The sequence below is a fragment of the Phyllobacterium sp. UNC302MFCol5.2 genome (assembly GCF_000686005.1).
In the GTDB taxonomy this organism is placed as follows: domain Bacteria; phylum Pseudomonadota; class Alphaproteobacteria; order Rhizobiales; family Rhizobiaceae; genus Phyllobacterium; species Phyllobacterium pellucidum.
Genome location: NZ_JMLL01000006.1, coordinates 1 through 16053, shown reverse-complemented (window position 1 = coordinate 16053; position 16053 = coordinate 1). Strand labels below are relative to the sequence as shown.

Below are 16053 nucleotides of genomic sequence, written 5' to 3'. Positions count from 1 at the left end.
TGGGATCATTTATTCGGCTCCTGCATTCAGTGCGGCAAAATCGGCCAGATCGAAAAATCCGCGTTGTTCAAACGCTACGGCGCCGATGTGATGCCGCAAGATATTCCCGCAGGCTTGTATGCCGGGCATGCGGGGCGCGGCGCGGCAACGAATTTGGCACGAGCGATCAGCCGCGTGACTTACCACGCTTGCGCCAGGTGGCTGATCGGATATCGTGCACCAATCTCCACGGACCAGTAAGCCTGATGTGCAATCTTTACAATGCCACCACGACCCACGAAGCGATGCGGCAGCTCTTCCTGCCGATCCATGACCTTACCAATCGCCTGACGCCGCAGATCGATATTTTCCCCGACTATCACGCACCAATCGGCCGCAAGAATGCCGAGGGTGAACGCGAGCTTGCCCTCGCCCGCTGGGGCATGCCGACGCCCCGACAGTACCTTAAATCCGAGATCGATAGCGGTGTGACCAATATCCGCAATCCCACGTCCTCGCACTGGCGCCGGTGGATGGGCCCCGAAAGCCGCTGCGTCGTTCCGGCGACCAGCTTTTCGGAATATGGCGAGGTCGCCGATCCCGTCGCCAAAAAAAAGCCGATTCACTGGTTTGCGCGCAACGAGGAAAGGCCGCTCTTCTGGTTCGCCGGCATTTGGACGAGTTGGTACAGTGTCCGCAAGAAGAAGGAAGGCCCGGTTCAAGCTGATATCTTTGCCTTCCTAACCACTGATCCCAACAGCATCGTTGCGCCCATTCACCCAAAGGCAATGCCGGTTATTCTGACCAGTACTGATGAAATCGACGTATGGATGAATGCTCCAGCCGAGGAGGCGCTGAAATTGCAGCGGCCGTTGGCTGACGAGCAGTTGATCCTGCTGCCTAAACTGGCCGCCGAAGAAGAGCAGCCGTCATTGCTTTAAGTGCAGGACCCGGAAACCGAATGATGCGCTCCGAGATGATTTGTACCAGGAGGCCCCTTTTGAGCAGTTATCGTGATTATTGGTTGCTCCTCGTAATTTGTATTTCTGCTTGGTGTTACCCCGCCAGCGCAACAAGCCTAAATGCTGACGAGCAACCGCCGCTTCGGGTCAACGAATATCAGCAATGGGTTGACAATCTGACAAGTGATGCAAACGGCAATCGAACTCTCCTAGCCAATAAGCTGCAGAAATTTGGCTTTACTTGTACGACCTCCAACGCCGTCCAATTCCGATGTGTACGCTTCGGTTGCGAGAAGCTGGCAGGTATGTTCTGGAAAGGAGGTTTGCTCCAGTGGTCTGTCGACGAGTTCCACGGGAAATTCCATGGTGCCGCAATTGCTTATGGCTGGGCGAAGGCTTGCTATCCATCGGAGCGTGTCGATCTTGAGCAGAAGCGTTTTGTTTCACAATAGATGCTAATGTGCGGCCACCCGGTGTTTTATCCTCAATCTACCTGGCGCAGGCTTTCCGCATAGACACTCGAACTGGTGCCGCAGTCGATGAGGGCGATGCGGCCACCGGAGCGCTGACTAAGGTCTAAATTTAGGAATCGTCTTGTCTCGACGACGATAAAGAAGCAACTGTTCAAAAAGCGCCCCGAGCATGTAGTAGAATGCTGTAATGCAAAACAAAATCTTCAGTGTACCTATTGCGATGGGCTCTGATAGGCCTGGTTGTAGCAAATGCCCGCTAACTCCGAAGTAGTTGAAGTAAGACCCAAGCATACATACCGGAGTAGCAATCATGTAACCACTCAACCAAGGTTTAATATAGAACGTGTCTACACGACGCAATTCGCGGAAAGTACGCAAAGCTAGCCAAACCAGCCATAGAAAACTGAAACTTGATGTCATGGCAAAGAAGAAACATTGGTCCTCGGGGGAAAAAGCACCTTGCGCAAAATTTAAAACATAGTTCTGATTTGAAGGCCACAACTTTAGCAAGTAGGGATTGTCCTGAAAAATGCACAGAAATGGTTGCAACGGCCCGCGGTAAAGGAACCAAAATACCGGAGCGACTGCGATGACAGCCAACGAAGAAAGTAGAGTGAGTCGCATATTCTCCACTGCGATGACTCGCTGCTCTTCCTGCTGGGGGCTGAGTCCAGGCCAAGGAGGCAGTCTCAATCGCTAAATCCGCGCGGTAGAACTCACCCGATCGCCACCGCCCGAGTGACTGGTTTCGTCGTAGGTCTTTGGTGAATCAGTCATGCTATCTAAGACCTTTTGCTTTTACCGGTCGAGCCAGTGGCATGACATGTGATGGGCAACAGTAAAACCCACACCGAAAGCGCGTCGATGAAAAATTACTTGCGGAGCTTTCCCCAAGCATGGGTTATAGTGGTTAGTAACTGATTAGCCAGAACGACTGCAATAACAGCAACCGAACTGACCAAACATAAAATTCCCACCGCCATAATTATAATAGAAATAGTCAACGGCCGATGTATAGATAAACGATATAGGCTTAAGGTGTCCTCAAAATTTGACACCAGAAAGAATGCCGCGCACATCATAGCAAATAACATGAGAGACCAAGCCTGACGTACGTCTAGAATATCTCTGTAATATTTGAGAGAAACCATATTAGACAATATAGATATCATGTACGCCACAAGTATGATGATACTGTATAGATACGCAATCGCTGCCGTATTAGATAAAACCAACACCGCATAGGCGATATTGTTGTCTGTAAAAGAATAACCTCGCAAGGCCTCTATATATCTATAATTTAAGGGCCATACATTTGCGTACCAGGAGTTCAAAACCGGTGTGAAATCGATAAAATATGAAAGAATTAGTATAAATACAATATTGAGCGCGCTAAGGAGAAATGGCATCAACCCGGCAACAGCACTCACCTTAGCTACTACCGTTCTTCTCTTTACCATATGCTCCACTCGCAGCGCAGTTCATTCGCATCCAGAATGAAGGCGGTGGACGAAGTTATACATCTAAAATACGTCCATACGTCTGCCGTCAGAAAACATTCCCGATTTATAAGTGACGAATTCATACTCATTCTCCCCCGAACAAATGCGCCGATTTGGACCCTCCGACCATTATCTTTAATTGCCTATGTGAATGATAAGAATACTGTCAATCAGTCCGACCAAATATTTTTCCACAGTATTAATTCCAAAAACAAACACCTGCTTATGGCGGAACGACGGGTGTTCTGATTGCCCGCATCTCACGCAGAAAGGATGCGGACAACCGCGAAATTTGGGCAGTGAACATACAGATCGGCAACGCTGGTGCCGACACTTGCTTGACGCGGCAGGAAGCAATTGATTTGGTCGAACACGAGCCCGCCCACTCGACAACGAAGGCTGGCAAGCGGGATCGATCTTCGCAGCGGACCAGTAGAGCGCATTCATAGGAAGACATGAGCAAAAGTGACGAAGAAAATGCCGCCTTCGCAAAGCCAAGTGTGCCGAGAAAATGCGGTACGTGGAAGTCATAAAGCCAACACGGGGAGTGGTAAATTTGTTTGAGATATTTCGCGCGGTCAAGATGACGCTCACCGGTACCGTCTTGCGCCAAATTGATATCCAAATTCTTGAAGGTAGATGTTTGCTATCGCTTCGATTGAAGAGGGAAAAGCCGGGCAGCCATTATGTCGTATTGGCGGGACTGGCCAGTGGCAATTATCAGTACTATCCGATGAAGCGTGACGAGTTCATAGAGTTCGCGACCAACGTTGCGCAAATGAAAGCAGCATTGCAGCAAGAGGAGGCCCATGAGCCGTTGCGGCTGTGAATGACGAGCCGCCAAAGGCTGGCTACCCGCAGAACGTGGACAAGCCCCGGCGGCCATCGTCGAGCATTGTTGCATGCATCCCGGTTGTAGATCGTGGGGTTCATTCGGATTTTGACAAGCGATTTGGACAGGAATGGTATTGCGGTGAGCACAAGCGGGATGGAGAAGAATAAGAACTCCGCAGCGATGGTGTAGCGAGCAGGAAGACATGAGCAAAAGTACCGACGAAAAAACCGTCCTTCGCAAGGCGAAAAATGCCGTGAGGATGAGGCAGTAGCGTGCCAAAAATCCGCTATCGCCAACAGAAGGCCAAGAAGATCGAGCGCATACGCCAGTGGCGCGAGGAAAATCCTGAGCGGCGCCGCGCTTATCAGGATAGAAAACGGCTGGCCCTTACAAGCAGCAGCGAAAGCAAAAGCAAAAGCATCGGATGCGACGCGAATACGAGGGGGATTGACGATGGTGGCCGCTAACTGGGACAACCGTGTTGAGCAGGAACTTGGCCAAAAACTCCAGGCTTTGCGCGTGGCCGCCGGAATAAGCCAGAGCGGCCTAGGCACGGCCCTCGGCGTTTCCAGGACGCAAATCCAAAAATATGAACGGGGCGACACCCGGCTGGCCGTCAGCACGCTGATCGCCATTTGCAAAATCCTCCGGCGCGACCCGATGGTATTCCTGGCCCGGCATTTCCCCGATAACAGCCGGCCCGTAAGCGTAAGTGGATGGCGATACCCGTGAAAGCGAATCCTGAGAAATTTCTGGAGCAGTAAAACGCATGGTATGCTACAAATCGCCACCGGGAATTGGCTCGGCAGCATGCGAGAAAAAGCCGTATCGTGACCGATGATGGGAGCACTTCACATGGCGCCGCCACAAGGAACGACTGGGCGACTGCCAGAGAGCAATTGAGGATAGATTACTTGAACTCTTCGGTGAAGCGGTTGCTGCCGGATGGGCCGAGGATGAAGTGTTCGCTGCTATCGTTGGGGTCGCGGACACCACCCAACTCGCGATTCATCGAGAGCAATTGCTTTCAGTCGAGACCCTTTTGCAAAAAACGGTGAGACGAGGCACATGATACCCGCTTTATTGACGCGACAGCTGTCGGTTAACGTTGTCTGCTGCGATGACGGCGCTCTGCCTCGTCAAGTTGGTCGAAAAGTTCTTTTAACCCGCTCATCGTCAGGCACACTTGCGTAACGCGACCGCAAATCCTCTTTAAATGGTCGATCGCACGTCAAGAGAGTCCGAGCGTTCGCAGCAAGGCTTCAAATGTGACCTTTGGCGTCCCATCTGGTGGCCAATCCGGTCGCTTATGATCGCCGGAGGTACGCTTTTGTATGTTGCTCGGGCTATACCCAAACTGCTGTGTGAAAGCGCGACTGAAGTTTGCTGCCGAATCGAAACCGATTGCCAAACCAACTTCAGCGATTTTTCGGGGGTCGGAAGGATCCGCCAACATTGCGTGAGCTGCTGACAGGCGCCGGCGACGAATATAGTTCGCTACGCCACCGGACGTTTCGAAAAGTTCATAAAGGCGGGTCCTTGAGATCGCCAACTCCCGGCCGAGAGCATCCGGCGTCAGGGCCGGCGAGGCAAGATTGCTCAAAATGAATCGTCTCGCCCGCGTCATCAATCCCAACTGTGAAATCTGATCGTTAGCGCCATCACGATCCACCAAAGGCGTAATCGTATCGAAAATCATTTCCCGCAAACGATCTTTGATCCCCGGAACATCCTCCTGCGCGAAGTGCTCGAGATTGGCTTCAACGCTGGATAAATGATCGATCAACAATTTGGCCCGGTGTCCACCCAAGACTACGTTGTTGCTTGCGGTGGTCAAACCACCTCGATCAGCGAACAGGTCGACCGGAACAATCAAACTGAGGGAATCTGTTGCAAGCGCCCGACCATTGAACGGGTGCCCGAGCGAGCGAACTTCTATCCTACCTGGCTCATTTTGGGCAACCCGTCCATCCATACCCGTCCAAGTGCGACCGGCACGAAGAAACGTGATCTGCCAATGGTCAATTGGACTGAACCGCACCATGTTTGGCGAGCGTTCATAACTGAATGCCGGAGCGGTTTGTTGCACAAATAGCATACCGTCCAAATGCCAAACTGTCTGCTTTACAATAAAACCGTCCTTGGGATCGACGTCGTCCGGCAAACGTGTTTCCGACAACGCCGCCATGTGCTCTTGCCAGGCTAGAAACTGCTTGTGTGGTGGAAGCTGCTCCGACTCGAAACTCAGCGGGACTAAGGTGGTCTTTAACACCTTACCCACACCAAGGGGATCTTGCGACACGCGCGGCCAACGACGGCGTTCTGTGGCGGCCGGGTTTGAACGATAGTCATAGTCTTTATCGGACATTAGTACTCCCAGCCGGTGTCCAAACCGCCCACCCTACATTCGTGTTATTCCGCATCGCAGAGCCGTTTCGGACATCTGCCAATCCTGCAAAGTTAAGAACTGCAATGAATGCCCCGCAACCGCTTGCATATCATGCAGACAAACGATGAATTCAAGAATATTGCGGGTTTAAAGCATGAGCAAATTAGAAGCATGCCGCCCCGCCGTCTTACTTCTGATCCCTCCCCTGTATGAAGGCTGACATTCCCCCGTAGAAGCTGTGCATTTTATAGCACAACGTATGCTCTCCAATTGCCCACGCAGTCGGACGAGAACTGAATTTTTGGACATGTCGACAATTACTTTGGTTCTGACCTGCGCGTTAGCACGCTTCCAGCCCTTATTCAAAAACCTTCAGGTGATGTGACCAGTTGACTGATGCCGTGGCGGTGGGTCTGCAGATGATCCTGCAGAAATGGACGTTTTGAATAGTTTTCCGGACAACTGGATATCGCAACGCAGCAAGGGGGACCGTATTAGAAGGGATAAATTCGCTTCAGGAAAAAATCGTAACATCTCTGTTAGTTTTCAGTGATTTTCGTACGTCTTCTTCCTTCGCAAGCATTAACGCAAATATGGTTGTTATAGGTGGGAGAGTTCTGTGAGCATTGTCTTCAATTCGTCTAACTTTCGTTCCGACGACGCTTCAAAGCCACGCGTTCTTGTTGCAGGCGGCGCGGGGTTTCTTGGATCTCACCTTTGTGAACTACTTTTGCGCGAAGGCCGAACAGTAGTCTGCTTGGACAATTTTTCTACAGGGCGGATGGAAAATGTGCGTCATCTGTTGCGCTTTGACACCTTCAGTTACGTCCGCCATGACATCGTTGATCCGATCGATCTGCCTGTAAACGAAATCTATAACCTCGCCTGCCCAGCCTCGCCGCCGCACTATCAGGCCGATCCGATCCATACCATGAAGACGAATGTGATCGGTTCACTCAATCTTCTCGAGTTGGCCGCACGGTATCGGGCGCGCATTTTCCAGGCATCCACCTCGGAGGTCTATGGCGATCCGCATGTCCATCCCCAGCCTGAAAACTATTGGGGCAATGTGAATTCGTTCGGTCCGCGCTCCTGCTATGACGAAGGCAAGCGTTCCGCCGAAACACTTTTCTACGACTTTCACAAGCAATACGGCGTCGACATTCGCATCGTGCGCATATTTAACACCTACGGACCCCGCATGCGTCCCGATGACGGCCGGGTTGTCTCAAACTTCATTGTGCAGGCACTTAAAGGCGAAGATATTACCATTTATGGCGAGGGATCGCAGACCCGTTCCTTCTGCTATGTCGATGACCTGATCCAGGGATTTCATCGGCTCATGTACAGTCCACGAGCCATTCACACCCCTATCAACATCGGCAATCCTTGTGAATTCACCGTACGCGAACTGGCCGAGCAGATCATCACGTTGACAGGCTCGCCATCGAAGATCGTCAATCACCCACTGCCTACAGATGATCCGCGCCAACGTCGGCCCGATATTACGCTGGCAGAACGAGAACTCGGTTGGGCACCACGCATTGCGCTGACGGACGGCTTGAAATCCACGATAGCTTACTTCGAACGACAGCTCGCGAGGCCCGATGGAAAACTCGCAGAGGTGGCATAATGAATGGACAGAATGTAATCGTTGTCGGCGGCGCGGGCTTTATTGGAAGTCATACGGCCAAGCTTTTGTCAAAGCACGGGTATCGGCCTATCGTCTATGACAACCTCTCGACTGGGCATCTCGCATCCGTGCGTTGGGGAACATTTGTTGAAGGCGACATTCTCGACACTCCACGGCTGATTAAGGTGGTCGAGGATCACAATCCGATCGCCGTGATCCATTTCGCCGCCTCGGCCTATGTCGGAGAGTCCGTCGAGCAACCCGCTAAATACTATCGGAACAATGTCACCGGAACGCAATCGCTGCTGGAAGCTTGCCGGCTCGCTGGAGCACGCAATGTCATCTTTTCGTCGAGCTGCGCAACGTATGGCATCCCGCATCAACTGCCAATCCGCGAAGGCGAGGAGCAACGCCCGATAAACCCGTACGGTCGCACCAAACTGATCGCGGAGCAAATGCTTGCCGATTATTCTGCTGCTTATGATCTAGGTTATGTGGCGCTACGTTATTTCAATGCATCCGGAGCGGACATTGACGGCGAAATCGGCGAAAGCCACGATCCCGAAACGCACCTGATTCCGCGGGCCATGATGGCTGCCGCGGGCAGCATCGAATTTCTGGAAATCTACGGCAACGATTACAACACGCCGGATGGCACCTGCATCCGCGATTACATACATGTTGCCGATCTGGCGCGGGCACATGTGCTGGCGGTCGAGCACCTCGTCAACGGCGGCGACAATATGGCTGTCAACTTGGGTACAGGACGTGGCACATCAATCAAAGAGATTCTCGATGCGATTGGTCGCCTGACAGGTCGTAACGTGCCCGTCAAAATGCGCGATCGCCGTGCCGGCGACCCTCCGGTCCTTTTTGCTGATCCAGCACTTGCAGCGGCTAAGCTTGGCTTTCAGGCACTTTATTCCGATCTCGATACGATCATTCGTACCGCAGCTCCTTTTTTCGGGCTGGAGGTCAGAACATGACCAAACGCCTCGCCAAAAGCGGTGTTGCCGACGACGGACCTTTGATGGTGCCGGTTTTCACCGGCTGGCGGCGCGTGGAATACCTGCTCGGCGCAGCACTATGGGTCGCGGCGCTGTTCTACTTTTGGCGCTGGTGGCTTGAACCTGCCAACCATGTGAACCTTGCGGGCTCCATCCTGGTTACGGCCATCCTGGCTTGGGTGACGTTGTTGCCGGCCTATTTCATCGTTCTTTTTTTCCGCGCCCGTCGTCCAAGCGGCCCGTTGCGACTTCCGGCGGGGAGCTGTGTTGCCATGGTGGTAACAAAGGCGCCGTCGGAACCTTTCGAAATCGTTGCCGAGACCTTGCGCGCCATGTTGGGCCAGGACTTACCGCACCACACATGGCTTGCCGATGAAGACCCTTCTTCGGCAACTCTAGATTGGTGTGAAAAACATGGTGTCTTCGTCTCCACGCGCAAAGGACGTGCAGACTACCACCGCCAATCTTGGCCACGTCGTACGCGCTGCAAAGAAGGTAATCTAGCCTTTTTCTACGACCATTATGGCTACGATGTTTACGATTTCGTAGTGCAGCTTGATGCGGACCATGTGCCAGAATCCGACTATCTATTTCAGATGCTGCGTCCCTTCGCTGATCCGTCCGTTGGCTATGTCTCCGCACCCAGCATTTGCGATCGCAATGCCCATGAAAGCTGGTCAGCGCGCGGACGTCTCTATGCCGAAGCGAGCATGCACGGGTCTTTACAGGCCGGCTATAACAACGGTCTGGCGCCGCTTTGCATCGGTTCGCATTATGCGGTTCGAACAGCGGCATTGAAGGAAATTGGCGGTCTTGGACCGGAATTGGCGGAAGATCATTCTACGACTTTGATGATGAATGCCCACGGGTGGCGCGGCGCGCACGCACTCGACGCCATCGCACATGGTGACGGACCGCGTACTTTTGCCGACCTCATCACGCAGGAGTTTCAATGGTCGCGCAGTTTGGTGATGATCCTGCTGCAGTATTCGCCCAAACTAGTCGGCAATTTGTCGCCACGACTGAAATTTCAGTTTCTGTTTTCGCAATTTTGGTACCCGCTGTTTTCTCTCTTCATGGCGCTGATGTTCGTCTTGCCCATCGTTGCGCTGGTTGCGGGTGACAGCTTTGTTGCCGTAACTTATCCCGATTTCATGCGTCATTTTCTACCCCAGGCGATCATACTGATCGTTCTGGCCTATCGCTGGCGCGCCTCTGGCACATTCCGCACGCATGATGCGAAAATACTGAGTGTCGAGATGACGCTGTTTCTGTTCGCGCGCTGGCCGTGGGCGATGGCTGGAACGCTCGCCGCGTTGCGCGATTGGGCAACGGGCTCATTTGTGGACTTCCGCGTCACACCGAAGGGGGCGTCGGAAGTGGATCCCCTCCCGTTCCGTGTCCTCGCACCCTACGGTTTCCTGGCGATTGTCTCGATCCTGCCGGTGCTGCTTATCCCAGACGCCAGCGACAGCAGCCGCGGCTTCTATGTTTTCGCCATCATTAACGCTGCGATTTATGCACTCCTCCTGTTCGTTATCGTTCTCCAGCATGCCCGTGAAAACACGGTTCGCTACCGCACTCGGATCTATCGCCCAGCGCTTGCAGCCAGCTTGCTCGCTCTTGTAGCTCTGCCGACCCTTGCAACGGCCGAGCGAGGCCGGGACGGAATTGAGGCGCTCGCATGGGGAACCCGAAGCTTTACCTTGTTCGAGGACCGCTTTTCGGTTGCTGGCGCGGGCATCGGTGGTCGCGATGTTCATAGGACAATATTCAATCCACGCTGGCGCACCAACGCTCCCAACATTTCAATGCAGTAAAAGGCAATTAAACAGATGAAGATCGCAGTCATAGGTACGGGCTACGTGGGATTGGTCAGCGGGGCGTGTTTCGCCGCCTGGGGACACGAGGTTGTATGCGTCGACAAGAATGCTCAGAAAATCGATGGCCTTGCCCACGGCGTCGTGCCGATTTACGAGCCGGGGTTGGATGAACTAGTGGAACGCCATTCAGCGGCAGGCCGCTTGCGCTTCACGTGCAATCTGGCCGAGGCGTTGAACGAGGCGTCCGTCGTTTTCATCGCAGTGGGCACGCCGCCGCGTGCCGGACACGGGGATGCTGATTTGTCGTTCGTTTACATGGCTGCGCGCGAATTGGCGCCACTAATTGACGACGATACCGTGGTGGTTGTGAAATCCACCGTTCCAGTGGGCACGGGCGACATCGTGCAGAAGATTATTGGATCGGTGCGCAAAACCGGTACATTCTCTGTTGCCTCCAATCCTGAATTTTTGCGCGAAGGCGTCGCTATCCGCGATTTCCTGGAGCCCGATCGCGTTGTGATAGGCGTCGAGGATGAACGCGCGAGAGAGATTCTGATGAAACTCTACGGTACGTCTCTTGATGCGCACAAGACACCCATCGTAATGACCCAGCGCCGGACGTCGGAACTAATAAAATATGCTGCTAACGCATTTCTGGCAACCAAGATTACCTTCATCAACGAACTTGCGGATCTTTGCGAGCAGGTTGGCAGCAACGTCAGTGATCTGGCGCTGGGAATGGGTCTGGACAAGCGCATCGGGACAAGTTTCCTGAATGCCGGACCAGGTTACGGCGGCTCTTGCTTCCCGAAAGATACGATGGCGCTTTTGCGTACTGCTCAGGACCACGGTGTGGCGGTGCGCATAGTAGAAGAAACCGTGACGGCCAACGAAGCGCGCAAACGTCGCATGGCTTTAAAAGTCATGGACGCTTTGGAGAGTGATGTGGAAGGCCGGACGATCGCAATTCTAGGCCTCACTTTCAAGCCCGATACAGACGACATGCGGGATGCGCCTTCCGTTCCACTGATCGAGACCTTGCAGCGCTTCGGCGCGACTATCCGCGCCCATGATCCCGTGGGTATGGAGAATGCCGGCCGTATCCTCTCGGACGTCGAATTTTTTGAAGACCCATATGAATGTGCGCACAACGCCGACGCTGTTGTCGTCATCACGGAGTGGGACAGCATTCGCAAACTCGATCTCGCGCGCCTGAAGAAGTCCATGCGTCAAGCCCTATTGATCGATCTACGAAATGCCTTCGAACAGGGCGCAGCGGAGGAAATTGGCTTTCGTGTATCTGCGATTGGGCGACCGACAACGGCTCGGTACGAGGTGACTAACTCGGCCGCACTGCCAGGGTCGAAGCAAGTCCGTGGACGACGAAATGCAGAGGACGCTTCTTTTGAGATGGCAGGAGATTCAAATGACAATTTGTAAATCTGCAAGGGTCCGAGGCCAGCGGGGCTTCCGCATGATAACGACCTTCGCTTGGCTCGCATCCTCGTTTATCGCACCGGCTGTCGCGGCGGCGCAATCTGTCGAACAGCCGTCGGGTACTCGCGCCATGACGGCTTTCGAAGTCTACGCACTCTATAAGAACAAGAGCTGGCAGTGGGTCAATGGAGCCGGATACATGACGGATGCCGGGCGGCAGTTTAGTGCATGGTCCGACGGTGAGAAGGGCAAAACCTGGGCAGAAGGACGCTGGGTGATCTCTGACACGGGAGCATTGTGTCTCGATGCGACATGGCATTCTGAGCAGGGAGCCTTTCCGGCCAAGACCTGTTTCTCGCATCGTCTCGGCGGTGGAACGATCTATCAAAAGCGTGAGCCCAATGGTGAATGGTACGTATTCCGCCACGCCAATGCCCGCGAAGACGATGAAGCCCACAAGCTGGTTCCCTCCGATCTCGTATCTCAACAGCGCGATAGCATCAAAACAGCGCTGGGTATGACCCAGTTGCCTCAACAATAAGAAAAGGAGGGGGCGATGAAACGTCTCTTGAGACTAACCGCAGCTTTACTTTGCGGCGCATGTGTTTCCGGTGGTGTATATGCCGCCAGTGGAGTGTCAGGCGCGAGCATCGACAGCCGCAATCCCTTTCATGACAAGCGGCCAGTCATTGCTGCTGACGCCGTGACACCGGGTGCCTATGATCCACACGGAGACTTCACCAACGACTCCAACTCCAAGATCGAACACCTGTTCCTACCTTGGGAGGACGTGGACCTGACCACTCTCAGCACCGCAGACGCCTATGCGCGCGAGCGCGGCCGATCTCTTTTGATCACCATCGAACCTTGGTCATGGGCGCGTGACTGGCGCATCAGCCCGGATGACCTGCTCACAGGAATTCTGGCTGGGCGGTATGATTCCAACATGTCGGCGGTTTGCTCCGCCGCAGCTAAGCTGAAAAGCCCGGTCACCATCCGCTGGGCGCAAGAAATGGAAGATAATGACGGGCAGTTCACGTGGGCCTTTTGGAAGCCAGAAGGTTATATGAAGGCTTATCGACATGTAAACGACGTATGCCGCAAGCAACTTCCTTCAGCCAAATATATGTGGTCGCCGAAAGGCGAGGAAGGGCTGGAAGCCTATTATCCGGGCGACGAATATGTCGACATTATCGGTCTGTCGGTCTTTGGCTATCAGCCCTATGACAAACTGGAGGTCGGACACGACACGACGTTTGTCGAGCGGACAAAACCCGGCTACGATCGTGTGGCACGCTTCGGAAAGCCAATTGCTATTGCGGAGCTTGGCTATGAAGGCAGCGACGACTACGTTCGGGACTGGGCTGCAGAAGCAAACAAGCCGCATGCCGAGTTCCCTGCAATGACCGCGGTTGTCTACTTCAACGACCGTGAAGTCTATGAGTGGCCGAGGAACGTGGGTAGACCCGATTGGCGCGTCGCCAACCATCCGCTCGATTAATCTTCGATTGTCCAGAGCGGTTTGTTTCCACCACTTAGCGAATTGCTCTTTGTTTTTCACGCGATCCATACACAGGACGCTGTGTCCTCTGGAATTGCATTTGGTCAGGAGTAATGAATGTACCCGATCCGTTTAAGTATTATAAGTACGGCGCTGTCGGCGCTTTTACTCGCTGGCAACGCCAGCGCGGCACCGAAGACACAAGTAGATGAAGCCACAGCTAAGCTTGCCGCGTCCGCAACGCCGATGAAGGCTACAGCGCTACAGAAGCTTTACGTTGACCGTACCTGGAAGTGGAAGGACGGGGGCGGGTTCTTTTCCGCCGACCGAAGACAATTTACCGCTTGGTCCCGCAAGGGAGCAGCTTGGTCCTACGGTGAGGGCAGTTGGTATGTAACTGATGGCGGAAAACTTTGTCTCCAAGCTCTCTGGTCCAGCAAGATGGAAAGGGGCGGCGCGGTAACATGTTTCCTGCATCGCGAAAAGGATGGCGTTATTTATCAAAAGCCGAGTTTGGGCGGAAGCTGGTATGTCTTCCGGCACGATCCCGTTCAGGAAGGTGATGAAGCGCTTAAACTGGTCAAGGGCGATCGTGTGAGCAAAGAAGTATTTCGTCTAAAGGGCATACGTCGATAAAGATGAAGAGCTGCCGGACCGGCAGCTCTTTTTTTACGCTCTGTAGAGGTTCGGCCGCTTAGAAGCTCTGCGTATAGCAACGCGCCTTTTGCCCAAAGCCGCTTGGCGTGCAGACATAAGGATTGCTTCTCATATATTGCGAGGCCGACACCTTCACGATCTGGCGAGCCGGCTTCTTGGCATAACGAATTTCATTGTTGACGCGATATTTGACGAGGTAGACGGATCGTATCCCCTCTGTTTGGTTGCGGTTCTCTCCGGCTTGTGCGTTTGTGCAAACAAGGACGGAAACAGCGAGTCCGATTGCTGCTTTCGTTATGATTTTCAGCCTTTGATGCGCGATAGAAAACGTCATGTAGCAACTCCAATATGGGTGTCTTGCAAAACGTTTTAGTGATCAGAATTTAAAGTTCGGGTCGAACTATTCAGAGAATTTTATGCAAATTGTTGCTTCTCTGCGGCTCCCAGACGTATCAGGAAAACTAGCGAAATCGACCACCTAGCCAGCCCAGCGGAAAACCGACGTGCCCATCATAGCATCAAGGCCCCAGATATTCAGCACACTTATTAACCGGCGCAATCGGTTGCTTGAATTCTACGATGACCCATTGTCAATTCGAGATAAGAATTTTTCAATTTTTCTCCTTTGAGGACCGCACCGTCGAAAATGACAGCCTTGTTTGGATGGTGCTGTCATCTGGATTCACGCGGCATTGGTTAGGAAGATAAAGAGGACAGCACGGTAGCTCCTCCCGAAGCGCGCCTGCCATCCTGGCGTAACCACCTCTCGGAAACGAGCGAGGCTAACACTATCACCCACCAGGTCATGTCATAACGTCGAAATGCGTATCGTCCCGATAAGCCGGTTCGTATCGTCATACACATGGACCAGGAACTTGGAAGGATCCGTATTCCCCAACGGCCTCACGGATATTGTCGCGTGCGGCTTCTACGGCAGCGCGAAGGGCGGCTTCACCGTCGGCACATTCCATATCGACCACGTCAATGGGCAGCCCGTCTCCCTCATGATAGGCGAAATGAACGAGTGGAATCATGCCGATGCTCCTGTGAAGTGACCGCAGATCAACAAGCGTCGAGACAGGCTGCTGTTCCCCCGATAAATAAATTGATTGATTCGAAATCTCGACACCCCGGTCCTATATATTCCCGTTCATGGCTTACGAGGATTACAAGACGTTCCAGCGAGTGCAGGTGTTCGGAACGCAACCGGGCCAACTGGTGAGCGTGACGTCGGCCTATGACGCCGCAAGGTTCGTGCTCGAACAGTGGCCAGATCAGGCTGGCCCGAAGCATCTCATGGCACGCGAGATATTGCTGAAGTGCCTTGAAGGCAATTGCTCGGCTGCGGTGGCACGCGTTGCCTTTATCGAAGCCGCGAGAGAAGCCGGCATCTATATGGAAGCGGAGCCCCTTCGGACCGCCTACACCGGAAAGCCCGATCCGAAGTGGGGCAAGCGTCGAATTAAGGTCTAGCAAACGATGGAACGCGAATCGTAGCGGACCAAGGAAGAAATTTTTATCGCCGAACGCGCAATTCGTTACGATTGAGAAACCAGATATTCGGTTCGGAAACCCACGGCGCAGTACCGAGAACATTTTGTCGCACTTTTTCGCTTTTTCCCCAATTCTGGCGGAGCAATCGCGTAAAGGCCTCTTTTCTACCCTCCCACCTTCATCTTAAGCACTGCACCCCTATATGCGTCGGGAATACCGGCTTTGTGGTGAGCCTTAGCGAGTTTCTCGAGCCACGCGGAAATATCCGCTGGGATCGGCTCAAGCCCGTTGCCCCAAGCGTTCGTGAGAAAAATGTCGCATTCCAATGCCGCAGCAAGGTCGATCTGAGTCCAGCGCAAGA

19 protein-coding genes are annotated in these 16053 nt (G+C 53.4%); 15 read left to right on the top strand and 4 right to left on the bottom strand.

Annotated elements, in window-relative coordinates; translation table 11 throughout:
• The 3 genes from BR48_RS26410 to BR48_RS0101755 form a co-directional block, all read left to right on the top strand.
• Positions 1 to 240 (top strand): hypothetical protein (locus BR48_RS26410; protein ID WP_027229744.1); only part of this gene is annotated, 240 nt, incomplete at its 5' end.
• Between the two features lie 5 nt (positions 241 to 245).
• Positions 246 to 920, top strand: coding sequence for an SOS response-associated peptidase (locus BR48_RS0101760; RefSeq protein ID WP_027229743.1), 675 nt, complete (start codon positions 246 to 248; stop codon positions 918 to 920).
• A 59-nt stretch (positions 921 to 979) separates the two neighbouring features.
• The gene (locus BR48_RS0101755) at positions 980 to 1393 is read left to right on the top strand and encodes a hypothetical protein (RefSeq protein ID WP_155810789.1); all 414 of its coding nucleotides are present in this window, start codon (positions 980 to 982) and stop codon (positions 1391 to 1393) included.
• Positions 1394 to 1510: 117 nt separating this feature from the next.
• On the opposite strand, the gene BR48_RS0101750 is transcribed toward BR48_RS0101755, so the two are convergent.
• Positions 1511 to 2107 carry a hypothetical protein gene (locus tag BR48_RS0101750; protein ID WP_155810788.1) on the bottom strand — a complete coding sequence of 199 codons (597 nt, stop codon included), beginning with the start codon at positions 2105 to 2107 and terminating at the stop codon, positions 1511 to 1513.
• 1365 nt (positions 2108 to 3472) lie between these two features.
• On the opposite strand from BR48_RS0101750, the gene BR48_RS0101740 reads away from it, so the two are divergent.
• From BR48_RS0101740 to BR48_RS23535, 3 genes are all read left to right on the top strand, one after another.
• Positions 3473 to 3745, top strand: coding sequence for a hypothetical protein (locus tag BR48_RS0101740; protein ID WP_155810787.1), 273 nt, complete (start codon positions 3473 to 3475; stop codon positions 3743 to 3745).
• A gap of 278 nt (positions 3746 to 4023) precedes the next feature.
• Positions 4024 to 4218, top strand: a complete 195-nt coding sequence (locus tag BR48_RS26405; protein ID WP_027229738.1) for a hypothetical protein — start codon at positions 4024 to 4026, stop codon at positions 4216 to 4218.
• Positions 4205 to 4483, top strand: a complete 279-nt coding sequence (locus tag BR48_RS23535) for a helix-turn-helix transcriptional regulator (RefSeq protein ID WP_051614460.1) — start codon at positions 4205 to 4207, stop codon at positions 4481 to 4483. Before BR48_RS26405 ends, BR48_RS23535 begins: the two co-directional genes overlap by 14 nt.
• A gap of 499 nt (positions 4484 to 4982) precedes the next feature.
• On the opposite strand, the gene BR48_RS0101720 is transcribed toward BR48_RS23535, so the two are convergent.
• The gene (locus BR48_RS0101720) at positions 4983 to 6119 is read right to left on the bottom strand and encodes a helix-turn-helix domain-containing protein (protein WP_051614459.1); all 1137 of its coding nucleotides are present in this window, start codon (positions 6117 to 6119) and stop codon (positions 4983 to 4985) included.
• 640 nt (positions 6120 to 6759) lie between these two features.
• Between BR48_RS0101720 and BR48_RS0101715 the strand changes: the two genes are divergently transcribed.
• The 7 genes from BR48_RS0101715 to BR48_RS0101685 all read left to right on the top strand — a co-directional run bounded on the left by BR48_RS0101715 (position 6760) and on the right by BR48_RS0101685 (position 14177).
• Positions 6760 to 7773 (top strand): UDP-glucuronic acid decarboxylase family protein, encoded by a 1014-nt coding sequence (locus BR48_RS0101715; protein ID WP_027229736.1) that lies wholly within the window; start codon positions 6760 to 6762, stop codon positions 7771 to 7773.
• Entirely contained in the window at positions 7773 to 8759 is a 987-nt protein-coding gene (galE, locus tag BR48_RS0101710; protein WP_027229735.1) for a UDP-glucose 4-epimerase GalE, read from the top strand. Before BR48_RS0101715 ends, galE begins: the two co-directional genes overlap by 1 nt.
• Positions 8756 to 10600, top strand: a complete 1845-nt coding sequence (locus tag BR48_RS0101705) for a glycosyltransferase family 2 protein (RefSeq protein ID WP_027229734.1) — start codon at positions 8756 to 8758, stop codon at positions 10598 to 10600. The genes galE and BR48_RS0101705 overlap by 4 nt, the downstream gene beginning before the upstream one ends.
• Positions 10601 to 10615: 15 nt before the next feature.
• Positions 10616 to 12043 carry a UDP-glucose/GDP-mannose dehydrogenase family protein gene (locus BR48_RS0101700; RefSeq protein ID WP_027229733.1) on the top strand — a complete coding sequence of 476 codons (1428 nt, stop codon included), beginning with the start codon at positions 10616 to 10618 and terminating at the stop codon, positions 12041 to 12043.
• Between the two features lie 34 nt (positions 12044 to 12077).
• The gene (locus BR48_RS23530) at positions 12078 to 12581 is read left to right on the top strand and encodes a DUF995 domain-containing protein (protein ID WP_081815729.1); all 504 of its coding nucleotides are present in this window, start codon (positions 12078 to 12080) and stop codon (positions 12579 to 12581) included.
• A 15-nt stretch (positions 12582 to 12596) separates the two neighbouring features.
• Positions 12597 to 13541, top strand: coding sequence for a glycoside hydrolase family 26 protein (locus BR48_RS0101690; protein WP_027229732.1), 945 nt, complete (start codon positions 12597 to 12599; stop codon positions 13539 to 13541).
• A gap of 117 nt (positions 13542 to 13658) precedes the next feature.
• The gene (locus tag BR48_RS0101685; RefSeq protein WP_027229731.1) at positions 13659 to 14177 is read left to right on the top strand and encodes a DUF995 domain-containing protein; all 519 of its coding nucleotides are present in this window, start codon (positions 13659 to 13661) and stop codon (positions 14175 to 14177) included.
• Between the two features lie 58 nt (positions 14178 to 14235).
• Here BR48_RS0101685 and BR48_RS0101680 read toward each other — a convergent pair whose 3' ends face one another.
• The gene (locus tag BR48_RS0101680; protein WP_027229730.1) at positions 14236 to 14532 is read right to left on the bottom strand and encodes a hypothetical protein; all 297 of its coding nucleotides are present in this window, start codon (positions 14530 to 14532) and stop codon (positions 14236 to 14238) included.
• A 541-nt stretch (positions 14533 to 15073) separates the two neighbouring features.
• On the opposite strand from BR48_RS0101680, the gene BR48_RS0101675 reads away from it, so the two are divergent.
• The gene (locus tag BR48_RS0101675) at positions 15074 to 15253 is read left to right on the top strand and encodes a hypothetical protein (protein WP_027229729.1); all 180 of its coding nucleotides are present in this window, start codon (positions 15074 to 15076) and stop codon (positions 15251 to 15253) included.
• A gap of 97 nt (positions 15254 to 15350) precedes the next feature.
• Positions 15351 to 15671 (top strand): DUF982 domain-containing protein, encoded by a 321-nt coding sequence (locus BR48_RS23525; protein ID WP_051614458.1) that lies wholly within the window; start codon positions 15351 to 15353, stop codon positions 15669 to 15671.
• A gap of 185 nt (positions 15672 to 15856) precedes the next feature.
• On the opposite strand, the gene BR48_RS26520 is transcribed toward BR48_RS23525, so the two are convergent.
• Positions 15857 to 16053 (bottom strand): hypothetical protein (locus BR48_RS26520; RefSeq protein WP_027229728.1); only part of this gene is annotated, 197 nt, incomplete at its 5' end.

Bases quoted from the DNA above. Each gene is read 5' to 3' on its own strand.
- BR48_RS0101760 (WP_027229743.1), top strand. From the start codon at position 246: ATGTGCAATCTTTACAATGCCACCACGACCCACGAAGCGATGCGGCAG.
- BR48_RS23535 (WP_051614460.1), top strand. From the start codon at position 4,205: ATGGTGGCCGCTAACTGGGACAACCGTGTTGAGCAGGAACTTGGCCAA.
- BR48_RS0101720 (WP_051614459.1), bottom strand. From the start codon at position 6,119: ATGTCCGATAAAGACTATGACTATCGTTCAAACCCGGCCGCCACAGAA.
- galE (WP_027229735.1), top strand. From the start codon at position 7,773: ATGAATGGACAGAATGTAATCGTTGTCGGCGGCGCGGGCTTTATTGGA.
- BR48_RS0101705 (WP_027229734.1), top strand. From the start codon at position 8,756: ATGACCAAACGCCTCGCCAAAAGCGGTGTTGCCGACGACGGACCTTTG.
- BR48_RS0101700 (WP_027229733.1), top strand. From the start codon at position 10,616: ATGAAGATCGCAGTCATAGGTACGGGCTACGTGGGATTGGTCAGCGGG.
- BR48_RS23530 (WP_081815729.1), top strand. From the start codon at position 12,078: ATGATAACGACCTTCGCTTGGCTCGCATCCTCGTTTATCGCACCGGCT.
- BR48_RS0101690 (WP_027229732.1), top strand. From the start codon at position 12,597: ATGAAACGTCTCTTGAGACTAACCGCAGCTTTACTTTGCGGCGCATGT.
- BR48_RS0101685 (WP_027229731.1), top strand. From the start codon at position 13,659: ATGTACCCGATCCGTTTAAGTATTATAAGTACGGCGCTGTCGGCGCTT.
- BR48_RS0101680 (WP_027229730.1), bottom strand. From the start codon at position 14,532: ATGACGTTTTCTATCGCGCATCAAAGGCTGAAAATCATAACGAAAGCA.
- BR48_RS23525 (WP_051614458.1), top strand. From the start codon at position 15,351: ATGGCTTACGAGGATTACAAGACGTTCCAGCGAGTGCAGGTGTTCGGA.